Raw genomic sequence first — 23,188 nt, forward strand, 5'->3', positions numbered from 1 at the left:
ATAAGGTGGCAATCAGCGGAGTGAGCAGACCAGAGAAACCCGCAGATGCTCTACAATGTCAGTGTGTGCGCCAGCGGTTTACAAGTATGTTGCAAATATTTTGCAAGTAATGTGCGCTAATTTAATTGCAGTGTAAATAATTTATTCTATGACCCCATTTGATCCCGCCATGAGCCATCTCGCTATCGCACGCGATATTTTGCTGACCCCATTTGGCCTTGATGAAGCCAAACTCAGCAAGGTGCTGGGCAGCATGTTCACTCATAAAGTGGACTATGCCGATTTGTATTTCCAGTTTACACGCAATGAAGGCTGGAGCCTGGAAGAAGGCATAGTCAAGACTGGTAGTTTCTCTATAGACCAGGGGGTAGGTGTACGTGCCGTCTCTGGCGATAAAACTGCATTTTCTTACTCTGATGAAATATCTGAGCAAGCCTTGTCCGATGCTGCCAAGGCAACCCGTACTATTGCCCGTCAGGGTACTGGCAAGATTCAGGTGGCATCCAGTCTTAAAGGTCTGGATAATCGCTCCCTGTATTTGCGGGATGACCCCCTGCATTCCATGGACGCCAATCAAAAAGTCCAGTTGCTGGAAAAAATCGAGAAAATCGCCAGAGCCAAGGACCCGCGCATAGTGCAAGTAATGGCCAGCATGGCCGGTGAATATGATGTGGTGCTGGTGGCACGTAGCGATGGTGTGATTGCTGGCGACATCCGCCCTCTTGTGCGTGTTTCACTGACGGTCATTGCCGAACAAAATGGCCGCCGTGAAGTGGGCACCAGCGGTGGTGGTGGCCGCTATGATTATTCGTATTTCACTGATGCATTGCTGGAGCAATATGCAGACGAAGCCGTCAAGTCAGCACTGGTCAACCTTGAAGCGCGTCCGGCCCCGGCTGGCCCGATGACCGTGGTACTTGGCCCCGGCTGGCCTGGCGTACTGTTGCATGAAGCGATAGGTCATGGTCTGGAGGGTGACTTCAACCGCAAGGGTTCCAGCACTTTCTCTGGCCGCATAGGTGAGCGTGTCGCAGCCAAAGGCGTGACGGTGGTGGATGATGGCACCATGCTGAACCGCCGTGGTTCCTTGAATATGGACGATGAGGGCAATCCTACTCAGTGCACAACACTGATAGAGGACGGCATCCTCAAAGGCTATATGCAAGACACCATGAATGCGCGCCTCATGAAAATGCCGGTGACTGGTAATGCCCGCCGTGAATCCTTTGCTCATTTGCCTATGCCGCGTATGACCAACACTTATATGCTGGCTGGTGACAAAGATCCCGAAGAAATCCTCGCATCTGTTAAAAATGGTCTCTACGCTGTCAACTTTGGCGGTGGTCAGGTCGATATAACGAACGGTAAGTTCGTATTTTCAGCCAGTGAGGCATATATGATAGAAAACGGCAAGCTCAGCTATCCGGTCAAGGGCGCTACCCTGATAGGCAATGGTCCGGAAGTATTAAATCACGTCAGTATGATAGGCAATGACCTGCGTCTTGATTCCGGCGTCGGTGTCTGTGGCAAGGAAGGACAGAGTCTGCCGGTAGGCGTGGGTCAGCCCAGCCTGCGCATAGAGGGCCTGACAGTTGGGGGAACTGCCTGATGGCCTGTGGCTATCCATGTATTGTCACGCCGGGCTTGCTCACATGTTAGTCATTGCCATCGTCTCTGCGAAAGGTGGGGTCGGCAAGACCACGATTACCGCCAATCTGGGTGTCGGTCTGGCGCAGCGCGGTTTTCCTGTGACTGTTGTCGATCTTGATCCGCAAAACGCCATGCAATGGCATCTTGGCGGCCTTGAGGCAGGCGAGACCAATGGTGTCAGCCTGTTGACGGCGGCACGCGCCAAGTTGATGGATGCTTGCTACACGAGTCAATTCGGATTGAATTTTGTCCCCTTTGGCAATGGCGGCGAAAAGCAGCGCATGCGTTTTGAAGATGTGCTCGAGCAGCAAGAGCCCTGGCTGCGCAAGAAGTTGCAGGCTGCAAAACTGCCTGCCAATGCCATCGTCTTGCTGGACACCCCGCCTGGGCCTTCGGTCTACCTGAAGCAGGCTATCCACGCTGCGGACTTTTTATTGGTTGTTGTACTCGCCGATGCTGCTTCGTATTCAACCCTGCCCGAGATGGAAGAACTGATTTCGACCTATGGGCACAGAAGCCAGGCAGATGTTGGTTCCGCCTATATAGTTAACCAGGGTTCGCAGCGGCAACTGGCGAAAGATGTGGTGGCCCTGATTGCTGATCGGCTGGGCGAACGTATGGTGCCCTTCATCGTCCAGGAAAGTCCGCAAGTCGAGGAAGCGCTCGCCTATGAGCGTCCGGTACTCGAATATAAGCCGGATAATCCTGCGTCTTTAAGCATACAAAAAATCATAGACTGGTTGCTGGCCGGTTTACTGGGTGGGCGCTGACATTTCAATCGCGCGACCATGCTGAAATTTTACCGCGTCTGCTACTACCATTTAACCGTTTTTTGCAAGCACGCTTGCCTGCATTGGTAATGTGTGACGCATAGTGCAAATGCCGATAAATTGTGCTGTTTTGGCTCAGTAATTGTGAAAATGGTTTGCAAAATAATTAAATATTTACAAATGCTTGATCTTATTATTAATTGTTGACATTTCACCATTCATATAGGCTGGACTAGCAATAAAGGCGAGTGGTAAAGTCGCAACGAATCAACACTCTCTATGATTTGCGTGTCACGATAGTAGCCATAGAGAAAAAGTTAACGCAAAGGTGTCATGAGCATGTCCACAAATTCTATTCGTTATTACGAAGAGCAGCAGTGCTCAGTTCAATGGAGATCTTTCCTTGGAGCATTTTCTGCCGAGTTCGCTTCCAAAGGCGAGCCTGGCGACCTGCGCGCTTTCATGCATCAGTTGGGCCGCACCATGGCTGCCGGTTTTCACGTGAATGACGGCAGTAGCCTGCAAGCACTGGAAGCATGCATGAACAAGGTCTGGTCAGAAATGAACTGGGGCTGGGTGGAGCTGGTGGAAGAAGCCGATGCACTGGTCGTTGCCCATCATGCATCTCCGCTGAAAGTAGCATTCGGCGAGCATGCACTGGAATGGTCGCCAGCTTTGCTCGAAGGCGTATATGCGCAGTGGTTTGATGGCCTGGGTATGGACAAATCCTTGCGCCTGACGCAGCGGGCAGGCGTATTCGAAGATGGACAATTATTTGTATTTGATTTGAAGAAGCAGTCAGAAGAGCCGTCTTATTTCACACGTCGTTAATTGGATTGTGACGCTGCAAGTAACCGGAGCTGGTGGACATTATGGATGATGACGTAAAAAATCTTTTTCAGAAATTTGGGCAATCAACTGATGCGTATCGCGAAATCAATCGTGATGCTGACAGTGAACAGGCAAAGCAGCGCTGGCCCTTGTTGCGTGACGTGCATCTGCATGCGGGACCGGCTCCTGCCACGGCACCCGCTCGTGCTCAGCACAGGGAAGAAGAGGTGGCCGAGCCAGTCCATTTGAATGACAGTCCTTTCCGTCCCGCTGCCGTGAAAACTGCGGTGAGCAGAGCAACTGCGGTGAAAGCCAGCGCCGCACAAGCCGCACCTGAGGGGCATGCAAGTATCAGGCACAGCTCTCAATTGCCTTTGAAGCAAATGCTGATGCAAAAAGCTGCAGTCGAAGAGCAAGAGCTTGAGCTCGAAGTAGCGCCACCATTTTTGTCAAGAGTTTTACCTGCGGCACCAAAGCAAAATACTGCTGGTAAAAAAGAGTCTGTTACCAGTGGCTTGTTTTCCGGCAGGAGCCAGGTCTCACCTGAGCGTGAAGTGGGAGCGCCTGCGCATGCTGTGCCCGGTATTGCTGCAAGCACTGGCATACGCAAGCCTGTGAACGTCAGCCCTGCGCAAGTACCTCCTGCTACTGTCATACACAACATACCTGCAGCACATGTCATGCCTGTCAAACAAGCGCATGTGCATGTTGAAGAACAGCGCGGTCAAAGCGTGAAAACCAAACCGGCCGGCAAAGACCAGCCGGTCAGCGCAGTATTTGGTCGCCTGGCTGGCAAACAGGAAGAAGCCAGGCCAGCCGATGCGGGTACCAATTCATTCTTTAAAAAAATATTTAAACCATGAGGGTAGTTGCCGTCATTTCTCCCAAGGGTGGGGTAGGTAAAACTACCGTTACCGCAAATCTGGCGGCATCCCTGGCCCGTCTCGGTCCACGCATCACCATATTGGACCTGGATCCGCAAAACGCACTCAGATTGCATTTTGGTATGGCACATGATGATGCCAGTGGTATTGCACAACAGGAGACCATGGAGAATAGCTGGACAGATGTTTTGTTTGAAAGCGCCTATGGTGTCGATTTCCTGCCTTATGGCAGCGTAGATGAAGATCAGCGTGCAGTTTTCGAACAGGAAATCAAGGCCGATCCAAAATGGCTCGCAAAGAAACTGGCTTCCCTGAATTTGTCTGAAAATAGCGTGGTCCTGATAGACACGCCACCTGGTCCCAGTATTTATCTGCAACAGGTCTTGCATGCAGCAAATTATGCGCTGGTGGTGTTAAAGCCAGATGCCGCTTCTTATTCAACGATACCATCGATAGAATCCCTGATCGATTATTACTGTGCTGACCGCAAGGAGTTTCTCGGTTATTGCTATCTGCTGAACCAGATGGACGCCGCCAAGCAATTGAGCCGCGATGTCTTTGGCATGTTGCGCAGCAGCCTGGGCAAGCGCTTCATACCTGTCACCATCCATAAGGATGAGGCAGTCAGTGAAGCACTGGCTTGCCAGACACCGGTCTCCTATTATTCCCAGCATTGTTCTGCTACGCATGACATGCAAGAGTTGACAGCCTGGCTGCAAACGAATTTCAGATTGGTTGATTAAATGCGTTCGATACTTAACTCCCGATATCTCTATGGTCGCCTCAACGACCTAGGGCGTGCCATGGTCAACTGGCCAGGCTGGGAGCGCAAGACACCGCGTTTTCTGGCCTTGATGGTCGCGGTGTTCTTGTACTGGACCAGTATCAGCATCCCTCTGGATTTGCCGCTGCAAACACTGTTTTCGATTATCATTTTCAGTACTGCACTGTACCTGCGCCGGTATACTGGTACGCTGATTTCACTGGTGATGGTGATGTTTTCCATCAGTGCTACCAGCCGCTATATCTATTGGCGCATCACTTACACCATAGGCACAGATAATCTGATTGACCTGTTCTTTGCGCTGGTGCTGATCATGGCTGAGGTGTATGCCTGGCTGGTGCTGCTGCTGGGGTATTTGCAAACCGCCTGGCCCTTAAAGCGCAAGCCTGTGATGATGCCGCCAGATACCTCGACCTGGCCCACCATTGATCTGTTCATCCCCAGCTATAACGAAGACCTGGCCGTAGTTAAGCCTACCGTGCTGGCGGCCATGGGTATAGACTGGCCCAAGGATAAACTCAATATCATTATCCTCGATGACGGGCGTCGCCCTGCCTTTGCCGAATTTGCGGCCTCAGTCGGTGTACAGTGTTTTACCCGTGCGGATAATAATCATGCGAAGGCCGGTAATATCAATGCTGCCCTGAAGCGTACTACCGGCGATTTCGTCGCGATCTTCGATTGCGATCACATGCCGACACGCTCGTTTTTGCAATATACGATGGGCTGGTTCCTGGTTGATCCCAAGCTGGCGATGGTACAGACCCCCACCATTTTCTGTCTCCAGATCCGTTTGAGCGCAATTTGCAAACCTTCCGCAATGTGCCAAATGAAGGTGAGCTGTTCTATGGTCTGATACAGGACGGTAATGATCTGTGGAATGCAACTTTCTTTTGTGGGTCTTGTGCCATTCTGCGTCGCACCTACCTCGAAGAAGTTGGCGGCATTGCAGTTGAGACCGTGACAGAAGATGCACACACTGCATTGAAAATGCAGCGCCTTGGCTACAATACGGCCTACCTGGCATTGCCGCAGGCAGCCGGTCTGGCAACTGAGAGCCTGTCAGCCCACGTTGGTCAGCGTATACGCTGGGCGCGCGGCATGGCGCAGATTTTCCGTACTGATAATCCCCTGCTGGGCAAGGGGCTTAGTTTTGGCCAGCGTCTATGTTATAGCAACGCCATGCTGCATTTCTTTTATGGTTTGCCGCGCATGGTGTTCTTGTTGGCACCTCTGTCTTACCTGTTTTTTGAAGTGCATATCATCAAGGCTTCAGCCCTGTCGATTGCGGCGTATTCCTTGCCCCATCTCTTGCATGCCAACCTGACCAACTCCCGCATACAGGGCGCGCACCGGCATTCCTTCTGGGCCGAGGTGTATGAGGCAACGCTGGCATGGTATATCTTCCGCCCCACACTGGTAGCGCTGATCAACCCCAAACTCGGTAAGTTCAACGTGACTGCCAAAGGTGGCCTGGTCGAGCAGGAGCATTTTGACTGGACCATTTCCAAGCCTTACCTGATCATGCTGGGCATGAACATATTAGGTTTTTTTGTCGGTTTTGGCCGGGCATTGTGGTGGAATACTTATGAGATGGACACAGTCATCCTGAATATGCTGTGGACGATTTATAACCTGGTCATCCTTGGTGCTACCCTTGCCGTGGCAACAGAATCCAAACAGGTAAGGCGCACACACAGGGTCAGGGCAGTATTGAATGCGACCCTGCGTTTGAACAACGGTCACTCTATAGTTTGCCGTACTGAGGATTTTTCCATGGGAGGCATGTCTTTCCGGGTACCGGAAGGTTTTCAGATGCACAAGGATGAAGACTTGATGATTTCCCTGTATGGCACCAACGGCGAATCCGTATTCCCGGCCAGAACAGTGTTCTTCAAGGATAATTTGCTCAGTGTGCAATTCATGCCACTGGATCTACAGCAGGAAATGGATTTGATCAATTGCACCATAGGCCGTGCCGACGTCTGGCTCAGTTGGTCAAATGACAGGGATATCGACCATCCGCTGAATGGTTTGAAAGAAATCGCCTATCACAGCATGCGCGGATTCAGCCGGTTTGGCACCAGTATCAAGCAATACGTCATGGAAAGAACGGGACATATGAATAAAATAAATGAGGCTTCCATCGTGAAAACCATCACAACAAGTATACGGGCAAAATTGTCGCGCAAAGGCAGTACTACGGCTCTGGCCATACTTTGTGGCGTAACTGCGATAGCACACCATGACGATGTATTGGCCAAGTCCAAACATGCAAGTGCCAGTGCTTCTGCCACAGCTAGCGCTCAGCCTGCCGTCGTTGAAAAAATCGCCCTGGAAGATTTGCAGCCAACCTCGGTAATAGGTGGCCAGAAGACCTATAACATCAGCCTCAAGGATATGATAGGCATCAGCTCCAGTGTTGAATTGCGTGGCACCGAGGGCGAGCGTTCCTTTCCCTTCACCGTGCGTAGCGATGAGGTGATTACAGCAGCCAAGGTCAAGTATGGCATAGCCTATTCACCTGCTTTGCTGCCTGACCTGTCCCACATACAGGTGCTGGTCAACAATGAGCTGGTCAGTGTTGTACCTCTGCCTAAAGAAACTTCTAAAGGCATCGTGCGTGAAGATGTGATTGATCCACGTTTTTTTGCTGACTTCAATCAACTCAGTTTTAAACTCATAGGCCATTACACCCGGGATTGTGAAGACCCTTATCACTCCAGCCTGTGGGCCAAGCTCAGCCACACCACTAATCTGGAATTGACAGTTTCCCCACTGACCCTGGCAAATGACCTGGGCATGTTGCCAGCACCTTTCTTTGACAGGCGTGACAACAAATTGCTGGAGCTGCCTTTCATCCTGCCAGCGACACCTTCACTGGAAGTCTTGCGCAATGCGGGTGTCGTTGCTTCCTGGTTTGGACATCTGTCTTCTTATCGTGGCGCACGCTTTCCTATCGAAGCCAATACCTTGCCACGTGGTAACGCCGTGTTGTTTGCCACCGCCAATGAAGCACCGGCAGGCGTGACTTTGCCAGCGATTGCTGGCCCGACCCTGGCTATCATGGCTAATCCAGCCAACCCCAAAGCCAAGTTGTTGCTGGTGCTGGGACGTGATGTCAATGAACTCAAGATTGCCGTACAAGCCCTGACCATGGGTCAGATGGCCATGTCTGGCGAATCTGCCGTGATCAAGAACCTTAAAGAAATCGATCCACGCAAAGCCTACGATGCGCCAAAATGGCTGCCTACCGATAGACCAGTCAAGTTTGGTGAACTGGCTGGGCCATCGGCACTGAAAGTCAATGGTCTGACACCAGACCTGATACGCGTGAACCTGCGCGTTGCGCCTGATTTGTTCACCTGGCAAAAAGAAGGCGTGCCTATCGATTTGCGTTACCGTTTCACGCCACGTCCTACCGTTGATAAATCGACTTTGAATATTGGTATCAATGATGAGTTTGTACGCTCCTTGCCTTTGTCTGGTACACAGGTAGAAAAAGGCAAGATCAAGGAATCGGTCATGCTGTTCTTCAAGGATGGCCAGCGTTATGCCCAGGATGAAATCCAGGTACCGACTTTCCGCATAGGTGCAGAGAACCAGTTGCAATTCCACTTCTTTTACGATTACCCAAAACAAGGGGCATGTAAAGATGTGTATCTGGACAATGTGCGCTCTGCCATAGATCCAGATTCAACGATCGACTTTTCGAACATGCCACACTATGCCGCCATGCCTAATCTGGCATATATGGCAAATGCCGGCTTCCCATTCACACGCATGGCAGACCTGGCGCAAACCGCCATCGTCATGCCAGACCGCCCAAATGCACAAGAGATGGAATTGTTCCTCAATGTCATGGGCCGCATGGGCGAGTCTACAGGTTACCCGGTATTGAACAGCACCCTGATCCGTAGCGCCGACGTTGAAAAACATAGTGATAAAGACTTCCTGCTGTTAGGTGCAAGTGGCAATCTGCCTTTGCTCAAGCAATGGTCAAAATACATGCCCATGAGCATGGATGAAAACGGTAACCGCCTGCAATTGCCTACAGGTTTCCTGCGTCTCGTGACCCGATGGGCTGGCCGCGATCTTGACGCCATGGAACGCCATGCCGGTGAAATGCTGGCCAAGACTGGCAATGCCTTTGGTGCCATGATGCAGTTTGAATCACCCTTGTCCAGTGGCCATAGCGTGATTGTCATGACCTCTGGTGACTCGACCAGCCTGGCTGACCTGACCGCGGGTTTGAACAAGGCTGATCTGCGTAGCAAATTCCAGGGAGATCTGGTGCTCATCAAGGGCGAGCGTATCGCCAATGCACAGATAGGTGAAACCTATTATTCAGGCAGCCTGCCTTGGTGGACCTGGTTGAAGTGGCATTTATCTACTCAGCCTTTCATCATGATTATTTTCCTGATGCTGGCCTCGCTGATTGCTGCGACCATGCTTTTCCGTTTCTTGCGCAAGAAAGCGGCATCCCGTCTGGCGCTGGAAGATAAAAAGAAATAATTGAAATGAATTGAGTTGTTTGGGCGGTATGCTATCTGAAGCGTAAAATAAGTAGATAGCACTGCCCATTTCCTTGATTTAAAACCTGACACAGTGCTGATTTTCTGAGGTGACGATAAATAAGCTGACTCACAGAAAAAAGCGATCATTAGGGGAAGTAAATGGTCTTCAAGAAGAAAGCGATAGTCTTTGCGCTTTTGACGGTTTTTTTTGAGAGCGAAACTGCGTTCGCGCAGTCAGCCTTGACACAGCAATTGAAGGAGCAGGCGCAGTTCTGGCAGCAACGTGGCCGTGACGATAATGCGGCAGATATCTGGCGCAAGTTGTTGAAGGTTGATGCCAATAATATCGATGCGCTGATGGCCTTGTCCATACTTGAAGCCAAGGCAGGCAATCCCGAGCAGGCCAAAACCTATTTTTCGCGTTTGCGTGGTACGCAGGCTAGTTCTGCACAAATACGTAATGTTGAACAGGCTTTGCGCCGGGGTAGCAATGGTGGCGTAGGCCAGCTGGAAAACGCCCGCTTGCTTGCCAAACAGGGTGATACTGAAGCCGCAGTCGATGCCTACAAGCAAATAGGTGATCCTTCCAAGCTCAAAGGCGATGCTGCCTTCGAATACTTCCAGGTTCTCGCCGGTACCAAGAATGGTCATGCCGAAGCCCGCAAGGGATTGGAAAAACTCAGCAAAGAAAATCCAGGCAACAGCAAATACGCGCTCGCCTATGCCCAGGTGCTGACTTACCGCGAGCCCAGCAGGGTAGAGGGCATGGCCCTGCTCGAAGGCCTCAGTAGCAGGCCCGATGTCGGCAAGCAAGCGACAGAATCCTGGCGTCAGTCCCTGAGCTGGATGGGCATGAAACCGGAAAATGCCAAATACTTCAACCATTACCTCGAAAAACATCCGGATGACCAGCTCATCAGGGACAGGATGGCGGGTTTGACCAGACCTGCGGCAGTTACTCCGCCAGCAGTGCAAACTGCACAAACCGTACAGACTGTAAAGCCGGCAGAGATCAAGCTCGCAGACAAGTCAGTGAAAACTGAAAAGGTCGATAAGTCTGAGAAGATAGATAAGACTGAAAAGGTCGATAAGCATGAGAAGGCTGATAAGGCTGATAAAGTTGATAAAGTTGATAAGGCAGCACCAAAACCCAAGCCAGTCGCAGAAAACCCTATAGAGAAGAGCCGCATCGCTGGTTTCAAGGCGCTGGAAGACAATGAGATAGAGGCTGCAGAAGCCGAATTCCAGGGGCTGATCAAAAACTATCCCAAAAACCCGATGGGTTATGGCGGCATGGGCCTGGTCAAGATGCGCCAGGAAGAGTTCATTGAGGCGCGTACTTTCTTGCATAAGGCAGTCGATTATTCACCCGCACAATCCAAGGACCAATGGAAGCAAGCTTCTGACGATGCCAGCTATTGGGCAACCGTGGCCGAGGCGAGGAATGCCTTTGAAGATGGTGACAGCACCAAAGGTATTGATTTCCTGCGCAAGGCGATTGCCCTGAATGGCAAGGAGCCAGCCGGTATCCTGCAGCTCGCTGACGCCTTGCAGGCAGAAAATGATTTAAAAGGCGCAGAAGAAAATTACCGCCGCGTCCTTGATGCAGACAAAACCAATATCCGCGCACTTGATGGTGTGATTGGTGTACTGGTTCTGCAAAAACGTATTGCTGATCTGGAAGCCCTGAGCAGCATCATGCTGCCACGCCATCTGGCCATCATTGCCAACCTGAAGTCTGAAGATTTGTGGAACAAGGCCAAGGCTGCTGAGGCTGCAGGTGACATCAACACAGCACAAAAAATGCTGGAAGATGCCATCATGATCAAGCCGGATAATGCCTGGCTGCGCATGGCACTCGCCAGGATTTATCTGAAGCGCGACATGCCAGGACAAGCACGTGCCCTGATCGAAGCCATGACCAACGTCGAAGCACCAGACCCTGAAGCGCTGTATGTCAGCGCCTTGCTCAGCGAGATGCAGCAACTCTGGTGGGAAGCCCTGAATACGCTGGAAAGAGTACCTGCAGCTTCACGCAAGAAAGAAATGGTGGATCTGCAAAAACGTCTGTGGATCAGGGTACAGATAGACCGTATCACCTTGCTGGCCAGGCGCGGCAACACCAGTCAGGCGAGTGAGATATTGACACAGGTAGAGCAGGTCGCTGGCAACGATATGGAATTCACCGGCACCATGGCGAACCTGTATATACAGTTGGGCAACAAGGAACGTGGTTACGCCATGTTGCGCGAGGCTGTGCAAAATACGCCCAAACCGGCAGCAGGTTTACTGTTGCAATATGCGGGTACCCTGATGCAGGCAAACCAGGAAGGGGAGCTCGAAGCCGTCATGCGCCGGGTAGCCGCCATGCCAAATCTGCAAGAGGCAGAAATTACCGCCTTCACCCAACTGCAAAGAGTATTGGCGATGCGCTATGCCGAGCGTGCGCGTGAAGCGGGCGATTATGCAACGGCCTATGCCTACATACAGCCCATGCTGATCGCCACCCCTGATGACGAGATGTTGCTGCTGACGCTGGCCCGTATTTATACGGCGTCAGGCGATAGCGCATCAGCGCGGGAATTGTATGTCAAGGTTTTGCAAAGCGATCCAGAAAACCCTGAAGTCTTGCAGGGCCTGGTCTATGCCGCGATGGAAGCACGTGATCTCGACAATGCAGAAAAATACCTGAGTGTGTTGCTGCGCCAGGAACCTGATAATCCGCGTTACCTGGCACTGGCAGGCAATGTCGCCAGGGCGCAGGGAAATAATAGCCGCGCCCTTAGCTATTTCAAAAAAGCGCTGGCACTCGAACAGGCACAAAAAACCGTGGTCGGCTCAGGCCCTAATGGTTTGCGTCTGGTGGATACAGCACCAGCCAGTGCGGTCAATGATTTCAAAGTCAATCCTTTTGCTGACCGTAAATCTGGTGCGCCTGCCAGCGCTCAACAACCGCAGTTAAAAACAGTAGCACCGACTTCGGCACCTGCACCGGGGCCACTCCTGAAAGAAGCACCAGCCAGTAACTTTACCGGCGGTATATTTGCGCCAGTCGGCAAGCCATTGACTAACTCGCCTGCTCCGGCCAATGTCCCATTGAATAATGTAGCGCCTGGCAGCACGCAACCAAAAACTATTCCAAGTTTGCCGAGCTTGCCACCAGCTCCCAAAGCTCAGCCTGCTCCGGCCAGTGTACCTGCGGGATCGGCACCGCCACCAGTCAATACCTTGCAGCCCAAGATGCCAACGGCAGTCGGTGCCCCACCAGAGCCCAATCGTGGCAGGGCAGATACCTATAGCAATGGCGCGACCATGCAAAGCCCTTATCCTGAAGGGAAAACCATGCTGGCGCAGTACACGCCAGCTACCCCGTATGTGCCGCCCAAAACCAGCTACACGGCAACAGTGCCGGTGCCGCAGCAATATGCTGTTAGTAATAGCAACAGTAGCAAAGCGCGGCCAGCGAAGGCAGCCAATGTGAGTGCAGAAGAAGCGGCGTTGCTGAAAGAGATAGATTCGATCAACGAACTCAAACGCACAGAAGTATCGGTCGAAGTCGCGGCCAGAGCACGCAGTGGAGAAAAAGGCCTGTCAGCGTTGACCGATGTAGAAATCCCGATAGAAGCCCGTATCAACACCCTCGGTCTCGGTCAGTTCGGTCTCAAGATCATTCCCGTGGTGGCCGATGCAGGAACTTTGTATCTGAACGACCCTGCTGTTTCAGGCCAGTTTGGCCGCAATGCCATCGTGGTAGAACGCGCCAGATACGCCAAAGTCCCGTTCACCACCATCGCCCGTCAGCAAGGCCTCTCCAATGTCGCCACACTCGATGAAGAAGCCAAAGGCGTCGCCCTCAACCTCAGCTACGAAATAGCCGGTGTCAGAGCAGACATAGGCTCCAGCCCCATAGGCTTCCCCGTACAAAATGTAGTCGGTGGCCTGCGCTGGAGTGGCAGTGATGATGGCGCCAGCCTAGGCATAGAAATCGCCAGACGCTCCGTGACAGACAGCTACCTCTCCTATGCCGGAGCCAAAGACAGCCTCTACGGACTCACCTGGGGTGGCATCACCCGCACAGGGGTCAAGATCGACACCTCCTATGACGGCGAAGATGGCGGTGTCTATGCCAGCCTGGGCTACTACGGCCTCACAGGTAAAAATGTTGCCAAGAACACCGAAGCAGAAGTTGGTGTCGGCGCCTACTGGCGCGCCTACAAAACCAATGACTTCAGCTTCACCACTGGTTTAGGGCTCACCTCGTTCTTCTACCAGAAAAACCTGCGCTACTTCACCTACGGACATGGCGGCTACTTCAGCCCCAAATCCTATGTCGCGCTCGGTATTCCGCTAGAGATAGCAGGACGCAAAGGCAAGTTCTCCTACCAGCTCGCCACCTCACTCGGTGTCCAGCATTTCCGCGAACTGTCGGCTTTGTATTACCCAAACTCAGCAACAGACCAGGCAGAGCTGGAGCAATTTGCAGCAGCCAACCCCACCATCAACATCCAGACCATTTACCCTGGTCAGACCAGGACAGCGTTCGCGTTTAAAGTGGGTGGAGCAGCAGAATACCAGCTGACGCCGCATTTATTCCTTGGTGGCAAGATCAGTGCAGATAACTCGGGAGATTTCAACGACACCTCGGCAGCCCTGTACCTGCGCTACAGCTTTGAGCCGCGCAAGGCCCCGGTGACGTTCCCGCCTGTCGCTCCCAAGGCGTATTACCAGGGTAACTGAGTCAGGCTAATCAGACTTAAATTGCGCAATGCGATGAAACCGTTCAAATCTTTCTGGTTTGAGCGGTTTTTTTATTGGATTTACAATAGATTTACAATTCCTGCCACACATGGACTTCCTATTTATGCTGGCTTACTTCAAAATGCAGGTGAAGTGAGTGTTTGTAAAGTGTTTATACATAAGCATTGGCAGACGATGCTCTCACTGGCGAAGAAGTTAAAGGGGACATGAATGACATTTAAGAAGAAAGCGCTGGTATTGGCGCTTTTGACGGCATATCTGGAAAGCGGGACAGCTCTCGCGAATACCCCTTTGACGCAACAATTGAAAGAGCAGGCGCAATTCTGGGCACAGCGTGGCAAGGATGAAAATGCTGCCGATGCCTGGCGCAAGGTCTTGAAACTGGAACCATCCAATGTCGATGCCTTGCTGGCCCTGGTCTTATTTGAAGCCAAGGCGGGCAATACTGCACAGGCAAAATCCTATTATTCCAAACTGCGGGGTTCGCAAGCCACGATAGCGCAATTACGTACGGCTGAAAATGCCGTCTTGCAGGGCGGTAGTGGTAGCGGCGGTCAACTCGAAGAAGCACGCAAGCTTGCTAAGCAGGGCGATGCCGACAGTGCGGTCGAAGCCTACAAGCAAATGGGCGACCCTTCAAAGCTCAAGGGCGATGCCGCTTTCGAATATTTTCAGGTATTGGCCGGTACCAAGGCGGGTTATCCTGATGCCAAGCGTGGCCTGGAAAAACTGCAAAAAGAAAATCCAGGCAATACCCGCTATGCACTGGCCTATGCCCAGGTGCTGACTTATCGCGAACCCACGCGTGTGGAAGGTATGGCAGCGCTGGAGCAATTGACCGTCAAGGCTGATGTTGGCAAGCAGGCCGGGGATTCCTGGCGTCAGGCCTTGAGTTGGATGGGTGTCAAGAATGAAAATGCGAAACATTTCCGCCGCTATCTCGATAAGTTTCCGAATGACCAGGTCATCAGCGAGCGACTTGCCAGTCTGAGTCATCCGCCAGCGCCAGCAGTGCCAGAAGAAAAATCCAATCCTGCCAAGGTCATGGCGGCTGCCAAGCAAAGTACGGCGGTGCAGGCCGCAGCTGAAAGCAAGCAAAAAATAGAAGCAGCGGCAAAACCTGAAGTGGTCGCCAGGGCTGAGCCAAAAAACAGCAATAAGCCAGAAGCCCAGTCAAAATCAAACGGTGACGCGCCAGAAAAAGCACGCACTGCGGCTTTCAAGGCGCTGGATGACAATGACCTCAAAACAGCGGAGGCAGCTTTCCAGGCGCTGATCAAATCACATCCCAAAGATTCCGCCGGGTATGGTGGCATGGGCCTGGTAAAAATGCGCCAGGATGAGTTTGTTGAGTCACGTACACTCCTGCAAAAAGCGGTGGAATTGTCACCTTCCAATCGCAAGGATCAATGGAAGCCTGCTTTTGACCGTGCCAATTACTGGGGCATGATCGCAGACGCGCGTACTGCATTTGAAGACAGCAATAGCAGCAAGGGTATCGCCTTATTGCGCAAGGCCGTGGAAATGGACCCCAAGGAAGCAGTCGGCATATTGCAGCTCGGTGATGCCTTGCTGGCAGAAAATGATGTAGTCGGTGCCGAGGCAAATTTCCGTCTGGTTTTGCGTGATGATAAAAAGAACCTGGGTGCGCTTGATAGCCTAATAGGTTTGCTGGCACTGCAAAAACGCATCAAGGATCTGGAAGAGCTTAGCGCCTATATGTCGCCGCGCCAGATGACGGTGCTGTATGAATTGAAGGCAACACAGCTATGGGACAAAGCCAAGGCGGCTGAAGCAGCGGGTAATATCGCCGTCGCGCAAGCCAACCTCGAAGATGCCGTGCTGATCACGCCTGACAATCCCTGGTTGCGCATGGCCCTGGCAAAAATCTACCTGGACCAGAATGCGCCGGGCGCAGCACGCGCCCTGATGGATGCGATAGCCAATGTAGAAAATCCTCAGGCCGAAGCCCTGTACGCCAGCGCCTTGCTGAGCGCCATGCAGCAATTATGGTGGGAAGGTCTGATGACGCTGGAGCGCCTGCCTGCCGCCGCCAGAAAACCTGAAATGTTCGAGCTGCAAAAGCGTCTCTGGACCAGAGTGCAGGTTGATCGCCTGAATGTCTTTGTCAATCGCGGTGATATCGCAAGAGCACGCGAACTGCTGGGCGTCATAGAAAATACTGCCGGCAATGATGCAGAATTTGTTGGCATCATCGCCGCCTTCCACATGAAGGTGGGCGACCCTGCGCATGGCCTGGCACTCGTCAAGCGCGCGGTAGAAGGCACACCTAATCCCCAGGCAGGTTTGTTGCTGCAATATGGCATGGCCTTGTTGCGCGCAAATCAGGAAGCAGAAGTGCTGGCTGTCATGCGCCGTGTCGCTGACATGCCCAAGCTGACTACAGAGGAAGTCACTGATTACAAAGACTTGCAGCGTATAGTTTCGATGCGCTATTCCGAGCGTGCGCGTGAAGCCGGTGACTATGCCAGCGCTTTCAATTTTATCCAGCCCATGCTGATCGCTGACCCTGAAGACAATTTGCTGTTGCTGGCTTTGGCACGCATTTATTCTTCTGCGGGTGATACTGATTCTGCCAAGGATTTATATCAACGCGTTTTGCAGTCAGAACCCGATAATCCTGAAGTCTTGCATGGACTGGTCTATGCCGCGATACAGGTCAAGGATTTTGACACTGCAGAGCAACACCTGGCAACGCTGATGCAGCAGCAGCCATCCAATCCGCGCTTTATTTCCCTGGCCGGTAACCTCGCACGTGCACGCGGTAATACCGGTAAAGCCCTGGAGTATTTCAGGCAGGCCCTGGCATTGGAACAGTCACAAAGACCAGGCACCGATATGGGTGCAAATGGCATACGCCTGGTCGCACAGGCGCAGCCAGCGAATGTCAGCGAATTCAGTGTCAATCCTTTTGCTGACCGCAGCGGCAGAACCCAGCTTGCGGCCGCATCCTATGCAGCACCTGCACCTGCCCCTGCACCACAGCAGCTAGTGGCACCTAATCCCAGGAGCGCGATTTTTGCCCCGGTAGGCGTGCCTTTGCAGGCCGCGCAGCCACAGTACGCTCAACCCCAATATGCGCAGCCTCAATATGCACAGGCACCCCAGCCAGTGCAAGCAGCGCCGCAATATGTGATCCCACAATTGCCAGCCTCTACCATGGCCGCTGCACAAAGCCGTGCCGCCTATCCGGTAATGGCCGCTACTGCTCCGGCACCCATGTCCGGTATCCCGCAGTTGCCCGCTACTGCCTTGAATAACAGGGCGCCAGCACCAGTATCGGTACCTGCGCCTCAACAGGCTTATGCAGGCAATGTTATTCCAGCGACAGTGAAGGGGGGCTCCAGCGGTAACGTCAGTACGACGACAGGTGCAGCAACGGTATATCAGATTCCACCAGCTAATCTGACACGCAGCCCATTATCACAAGCGCCACAATCAACACAGGCCTCACAAGCTGCATCGGTGCAAACGAATCCACTGCAAAATCAGGCCGCGCCAAAAAACAGTGATGCAAGCGGCAGTGCTGCTAATGTACCGGCACTGGTGACACCTTATGTGCCACCCAAAGCCAGCTATTCAGCCGCGCCCGTGCCTGTGCCGCAACAATACGCAGCGGCTGGCAACAACGCTTATACTGCTGCTCCAGCCAACCTGGCCCAGACAGGCAAAGCGCGGCCAGCGAAGGCCGCCAATGTGAGTGCAGAAGAAGCGGCGTTGCTGAAAGAGATAGATTCGATCAACGAACTCAAACGCACAGAAGTATCGGTCGAAGTCGCGGCCAGAGCGCGCAGTGGAGAAAAAGGCCTGTCAGCGTTGACCGATGTAGAAATCCCGATCGAAGCCCGCATCAACACCCTCGGCCTCGGCCAGTTCGGTCTCAAGATTATTCCCGTGGTGGCCGACGCGGGTACCCTGTATCTGAACGACCCTGCTGTTTCAGGCCAGTTTGGCCGCAATGCCATCGTGGTAGAACGTGCCAGATACGCCAAAGTCCCGTTCACCACCATCGCCCGCCAGCAAGGCCTGTCCAACGTCGCCACACTCGATGAAGAAGCCAAAGGCGTCGCCCTCAACCTCAGCTACGAAATAGCCGGTGTCAGAGCAGACATAGGCTCCAGCCCCATAGGCTTCCCCGTACAAAATGTAGTCGGTGGCCTGCGCTGGAGTGGCAGTGATGATGGCGCCAGCCTAGGCATAGAAATCGCCAGACGCTCCGTGACAGACAGCTACCTCTCCTATGCCGGAGCCAAAGACAGCCTCTACGGACTCACCTGGGGTGGCATCACCCGCACCGGCGTCAAGATCGACACCTCCTATGACGGCGAAGATGGCGGCGTCTATGCCAGCCTGGGCTACTACGGCCTCACAGGTAAAAACGTCGCCAAGAACACCGAAGCAGAAGTCGGTGTCGGCGCCTACTGGCGCGCCTACAAAACCAATGACTTCAGCTTCACCACTGGTTTAGGGCTCACCTCCTTCTTCTACCAGAAAAACCTGCGCTACTTCACCTACGGACATGGCGGCTACTTCAGCCCCAAATCCTATGTCGCGCTCGGTATTCCGCTAGAGATAGCAGGCCGCAAAGGCAAGTTCTCCTACCAGCTCGCCACCTCACTCGGTGTCCAGCACTTCCGCGAACTGTCAGCCTTGTATTACCCAAACTCAGCAACAGACCAGGCAGAGCTGGAGCAATTTGCAGCAGCCAACCCCACCATCAACATCCAGACCATTTACCCTGGTCAGACCAGGACAGCGTTCGCGTTTAAAGTGGGTGGAGCAGCAGAATACCAGCTGACGCCGCATTTATTCCTTGGTGGCAAGATCAGTGCAGATAACTCGGGAGATTTCAACGACACCTCGGCAGCCCTGTACCTGCGCTACAGCTTTGAGCCGCGCAAGGCCCCGGTGACATTCCCGCCTGTCGCTCCTAAGGCGTATTACCAGGGTAATTAAGTATTTTTTGAAAGCAAGAGATCATGAAAGTCGCGGCACACCATATTCAATCACTCTTTGCGGGTCTGTTGGCCTTGAGCTTTGTTGCAAACGCATATGCGCAAGACCCAAATGCAGAAGGCCGCAATTTTCTTGCTGAAGGAAATAATAGCGCTGCCAGTAAAAAATTTGCAGAAGCCGCCAAGATCAACCCGTTTGATGCTTCGGCTCTCAATAACCAGGCCGTTGCTCTGGCTGCACAGGGCGATAATGAAAAAGCGCTTAATCTGCTGGAAAGGGCAAACCGTCTTGCCCCCAACCGTGCTGATATCGCAGCTAACCTCAATGAATTACGGAACTGGATGAACCGCAATACGCCACAAGTCGCTGCCGTGCAGAGAAAGGCTCCGGTACCTGGTGCTTACCCCAATCAGGGTGATATTCCACCAGAGCCGCCACCTCTGTGGAAAAAATGAATAAGCTTATTTCCGCAACATTCTTGCAAATTGCTGAATTCTGAGGCACTATACTTTTGAAATATCTGCTTAGGCGGGTAAAACCATGCAAAAACAATAATTAAGCTGAATACATACGCAAATATTGATATGAAACACATTGCTTTCTTTTTCTTCTTTTATTTTAGCTATTCCAAGCCAAGGGCGGTGGAAAGACGGTAAGCACTCGAAGAAAAAGAGCCAAACCAAAATTCTAAAAAACCGCCCGATCAGGCGGTTTTTTTTTGCCCTTGCATTTATTACCCATAATTTGCATTCAGGCCAGGAAAAAGATTGAACCGTATTTTTTGACTACATTGACACATATTATTTTTTAAGAATTCTCAGGAGAAAACATGCAACGCACCGATGATTTACGCATACGCGAAATGAAGGAACTGGTTCCACCCTCACATTTAATACGTGAGTTTGCCTGTTCCGAAAAAGCGTCGGAAACCGCAGCCAATGCCCGTACCGCCCTGCATCGCATCCTGCATGGTCAGGATGACAGATTGATGGTCGTGATCGGCCCTTGCTCCATTCATGACACCAAGGCCGCGATGGAATATGCACAGCGCCTGGCAGAAGAACGCCCGCGCTTTGCCGGTGAGCTGGAAATTATCATGCGCGTGTATTTTGAAAAACCGCGCACCACGGTAGGCTGGAAAGGACTTATCAATGATCCTTACCTCGACAACAGCTTCCGCATCAATGATGGATTGCGCATAGCCCGTGAATTGCTGCTGAACATCAATGAACTCGGCCTGCCTGCCGGTACTGAATACCTCGACGTCATCAGCCCACAATACATCGCTGACCTGATCAGTTGGGGTGCGATTGGTGCCCGCACGACTGAATCACAAGTTCACAGGGAACTGGCATCCGGCTTGTCCTGTCCGGTAGGTTTCAAGAATGGTACAGACGGTAATGTCAAAATCGCGGTCGATGCGATCAAAGCTTCATCCCAGCCTCACCATTTTTTGTCGGTGACCAAGGGCGGCCATTCTGCCATCGTATCGACCAATGGCAATGAAGATTGCCACATCATCCTGCGCGGTGGCAAAGCACCTAACTACGATGCTGCCAGTGTCGATGCTGCCTGCAAGGACATCGCCAATGCGGGCCTGGCATCCCGTTTGATGATAGATGCATCGCATGCCAACAGCTCAAAGAATCCTGCTAACCAGATACCAGTCTGTGCAGATATCGGCAAACAAATTGCAGATGGCGACACCCGCATTGTCGGTGTCATGATCGAATCCCATCTGGTTGCTGGTCGCCAGGATCTGGTGCCCGGTAAGGAACTTGTCTATGGTCAGTCAGTGACGGATGGCTGCATAGATTGGGAATCCAGCATCAAGGTGCTGGAAGGTTTGGCAGAATCTGTCAAGCAAAGGCGGTTGAAGCAGGCTTATTGAAGTAATTTCCATAAAGTACAACCAGAAACTCATGACGGCATCTGTAAGCTGTCATGAGTATGGATTTGCTGAACTTTGCTATTGAATCGATGCAAACTTTGCCCACAAAATTGATCGTCTCGGCAAAAATGCCTGGTCAGCTGGATCATGAACAAAGATTGATGGCCGATTATGCGGCCGGTCTTGGCATAGCTGTTGAGACTGCATCGGAAAAAATGATGGAACGTGGCAAAGTGCCACTTTCGCACGACATGCTGGTGATGGGAACCGTGCCGTTTGTGCATCATGCCCTGCGTTTGCTCGGAGCGCAGTTGCCCCAGCATACGCCATACCCTGAAGTATTGAAACCATGGCTTTACAGAAAAGTATGGCAAGAAAAGAGCTTGAGACGTGTGCTGGATCGCTTGCAGAATGGTGGCCCACGTTTGTTCATCAAACCAGTTTCAGGCTGGAAGCGATTTACTGGTTTCGTTCCTGATTTTGCGGATGATTACCGGTTCAATGGAGTTTCGAAAAGCATGCCAGTCTGGGTTTCAGAACCAGTTACTTTTGTGAGTGAATGGCGGGTGTATGTTTTGCATGGGGAAATTCAGGATATTAAACTCTGTGATCACGGCGGCGATGCACAGGTGACACCAGACTTGAATGAGATAGGGAAGGCACTGCAACTTTACTGGATGCGCATATTGCACCAAGTGGTTTTGTAATTGATTTTGGTGTTACTGCACAAGGTTATACCGCTCTCATAGAAATGAATGACGGTTTTTCATTTGGCGCTTATGACGGACTTTCTGCAAAAATATACTGGGATATCACCTGGGCAAGATGGCAGGATATTTTTCCCTTCGTGACATGCAAATAGCGCGCACAAAATTTATCCGGTAAGACGCAAGTGAGCTCTATGGCAATCAATCATACACAAGGCTCAGTCAAACTCAATACCGCTTGGTCAACGTCATCTGATCGCCTTCGCGGCGCATTTCCATGCGGTTCAGGAAAGACATGCCCAGTAAGGGTGTGGACAGGCCTTGTTCTATGATGGACGCTTCGACTTGGTACAATTCCACATCACCAATTTTGACTGTATCCAGTTTGACTAGATAAGTGGGCACTACGCCGCCTGCAGTACTTGCGCTACCTGGCCTGCCTTGCCTGTAATTAATGCCTAGCCTGACTGCATCTGCTGCTGGCAAGGCTATCAGGCTGGCACCTGTGTCCACCAGCATATTGATGCTGACACCATTAATCATTGCTGGTGCCGTGAAATGGCCGCGATCACCTGCCTTCAAGACAACGCTGCTACCACTGCTTGGTGCCGAACGATGCACAGTTTGCCCCATCGTCAGTAACTTGCGCTTGCCATTGATCATGACAGTGGCTGACTCACGGTCGGCGTCAATGAGCTTGACGTCGCTGGCAATATTGCTACCGACATTGTAAGTTTTGGGTGGTGCACCATCTACCACCAATATGGCTTTGCCCGGAAATAAACCGACCACGCCTATGTCGGTGGCATGCGCCACAGCAACACAGCCTAACAGGTACACGGTACTTAAAAGTTTCAGTTTTTTCACAGGCAGGCGCATGCTGATCAATCGCGGAAGTTATTGAATTCCAAAGGCAGGTCCTTGATTTCCTTGCGCAGCATTGCCATGGCTGCTTGCAGGTCATCACGCTTGGCACCCGTCACACGCACAGCGTCACCCTGTATGCTGCCTTGCACTTTCAGTTTGCTCTCTTTGATCGCCTTGACGATTTTCTTGGCATCTTCGGTTTCTATGCCGTTTTTCACCTTGATGCCTTGCTTGACTTTATCACCGCCGATTTTTTCTATCTTGCCCATGTCGAGAAAGCGTACATCGACATTGCGCTTGGCCAGGGTCATGGTCAATTCTGTACGAACCTGATCGAGATGGAATTCAGAATCGCCGTAAATAGTCAGTTCACGGTCTTTTTGTTCAACTTTGGCGCTGCTGCCTTTGAGGTCGAAGCGATTGGTGACTACCTTATTGGTCTGGTCTATGGCATTCTTGACATCAACCATATTGGCTTCAGAGACGGTATCGAAAGAGGGCATCTTGCTTCCTTGCTTAAAATAATGAATTAAACGCCATTTTAGCAAATGC

Annotated in this window: 15 protein-coding genes; 13 read left to right on the plus strand and 2 right to left on the minus strand. The window is 52.0% G+C overall.

Features of this window, described 5'->3' with window-relative positions; all coding sequences use genetic code 11:
* Positions 1 to 148: 148 nt before the first annotated feature.
* The 13 genes from tldD to UNDKW_RS30825 all read left to right on the plus strand — a co-directional run bounded on the left by tldD (position 149) and on the right by UNDKW_RS30825 (position 21,924).
* Complete coding sequence (gene tldD / locus UNDKW_RS07870; RefSeq protein WP_162058245.1) at positions 149 to 1,609, plus strand: metalloprotease TldD; 1,461 nt, start codon at positions 149 to 151, stop codon at positions 1,607 to 1,609.
* 43 nt (positions 1,610 to 1,652) lie between these two features.
* Positions 1,653 to 2,420 carry a cellulose biosynthesis protein BcsQ gene (gene bcsQ / locus UNDKW_RS07875; protein WP_162058246.1) on the plus strand — a complete coding sequence of 256 codons (768 nt, stop codon included), beginning with the start codon at positions 1,653 to 1,655 and terminating at the stop codon, positions 2,418 to 2,420.
* Positions 2,421 to 2,759: 339 nt separating this feature from the next.
* Positions 2,760 to 3,251, plus strand: a complete 492-nt coding sequence (locus UNDKW_RS07880) for a cellulose biosynthesis protein BcsD (RefSeq protein ID WP_162058247.1) — start codon at positions 2,760 to 2,762, stop codon at positions 3,249 to 3,251.
* A 41-nt stretch (positions 3,252 to 3,292) separates the two neighbouring features.
* Positions 3,293 to 4,114, plus strand: coding sequence for a cellulose biosynthesis protein BcsP (bcsP, locus tag UNDKW_RS07885; protein ID WP_162058248.1), 822 nt, complete (start codon positions 3,293 to 3,295; stop codon positions 4,112 to 4,114).
* Positions 4,111 to 4,878 carry a cellulose biosynthesis protein BcsQ gene (gene bcsQ / locus UNDKW_RS07890; protein WP_162058249.1) on the plus strand — a complete coding sequence of 256 codons (768 nt, stop codon included), beginning with the start codon at positions 4,111 to 4,113 and terminating at the stop codon, positions 4,876 to 4,878. Before bcsP ends, bcsQ (UNDKW_RS07890) begins: the two co-directional genes overlap by 4 nt.
* The gene (locus UNDKW_RS31085) at positions 4,879 to 5,775 is read left to right on the plus strand and encodes a glycosyltransferase (protein WP_370529096.1); all 897 of its coding nucleotides are present in this window, start codon (positions 4,879 to 4,881) and stop codon (positions 5,773 to 5,775) included.
* The gene (gene bcsB / locus UNDKW_RS31090) at positions 5,724 to 9,434 is read left to right on the plus strand and encodes a cellulose biosynthesis cyclic di-GMP-binding regulatory protein BcsB (protein WP_370529097.1); all 3,711 of its coding nucleotides are present in this window, start codon (positions 5,724 to 5,726) and stop codon (positions 9,432 to 9,434) included. Before UNDKW_RS31085 ends, bcsB begins: the two co-directional genes overlap by 52 nt.
* A gap of 161 nt (positions 9,435 to 9,595) precedes the next feature.
* The gene (locus UNDKW_RS07900) at positions 9,596 to 14,173 is read left to right on the plus strand and encodes a cellulose biosynthesis protein BcsC (RefSeq protein ID WP_162058250.1); all 4,578 of its coding nucleotides are present in this window, start codon (positions 9,596 to 9,598) and stop codon (positions 14,171 to 14,173) included.
* Between the two features lie 231 nt (positions 14,174 to 14,404).
* A complete protein-coding gene (locus UNDKW_RS07905) occupies positions 14,405 to 19,171 on the plus strand; it encodes a cellulose synthase subunit BcsC-related outer membrane protein (RefSeq protein WP_162058251.1) in 4,767 nt (1,588 codons plus the stop codon).
* A gap of 23 nt (positions 19,172 to 19,194) precedes the next feature.
* Positions 19,195 to 19,626 carry a tetratricopeptide repeat protein gene (locus UNDKW_RS07910; protein ID WP_162058252.1) on the plus strand — a complete coding sequence of 144 codons (432 nt, stop codon included), beginning with the start codon at positions 19,195 to 19,197 and terminating at the stop codon, positions 19,624 to 19,626.
* Positions 19,627 to 20,000: 374 nt separating this feature from the next.
* Entirely contained in the window at positions 20,001 to 21,062 is a 1,062-nt protein-coding gene (aroG, locus tag UNDKW_RS07915) for a 3-deoxy-7-phosphoheptulonate synthase AroG (protein WP_162040543.1), read from the plus strand.
* Positions 21,063 to 21,115: 53 nt separating this feature from the next.
* Positions 21,116 to 21,769, plus strand: a complete 654-nt coding sequence (locus UNDKW_RS30820; protein WP_255431535.1) for an ATP-grasp domain-containing protein — start codon at positions 21,116 to 21,118, stop codon at positions 21,767 to 21,769.
* Entirely contained in the window at positions 21,769 to 21,924 is a 156-nt protein-coding gene (locus UNDKW_RS30825; protein WP_255431547.1) for a hypothetical protein, read from the plus strand. Before UNDKW_RS30820 ends, UNDKW_RS30825 begins: the two co-directional genes overlap by 1 nt.
* A 73-nt stretch (positions 21,925 to 21,997) precedes the next feature.
* Here UNDKW_RS30825 and UNDKW_RS07925 read toward each other — a convergent pair whose 3' ends face one another.
* Together UNDKW_RS07925 and UNDKW_RS07930 are read right to left on the minus strand one after the other, a co-directional pair.
* Positions 21,998 to 22,636 (minus strand): TIGR02281 family clan AA aspartic protease, encoded by a 639-nt coding sequence (locus tag UNDKW_RS07925; RefSeq protein ID WP_232063301.1) that lies wholly within the window; start codon positions 22,634 to 22,636, stop codon positions 21,998 to 22,000.
* 17 nt (positions 22,637 to 22,653) lie between these two features.
* Positions 22,654 to 23,139, minus strand: a complete 486-nt coding sequence (locus tag UNDKW_RS07930) for a YajQ family cyclic di-GMP-binding protein (RefSeq protein WP_162040545.1) — start codon at positions 23,137 to 23,139, stop codon at positions 22,654 to 22,656.
* Positions 23,140 to 23,188: the final 49 nt, after the last annotated feature.

The organism is Undibacterium sp. KW1, assembly GCF_009937955.1.
Taxonomy (GTDB): domain Bacteria; phylum Pseudomonadota; class Gammaproteobacteria; order Burkholderiales; family Burkholderiaceae_D; genus Undibacterium.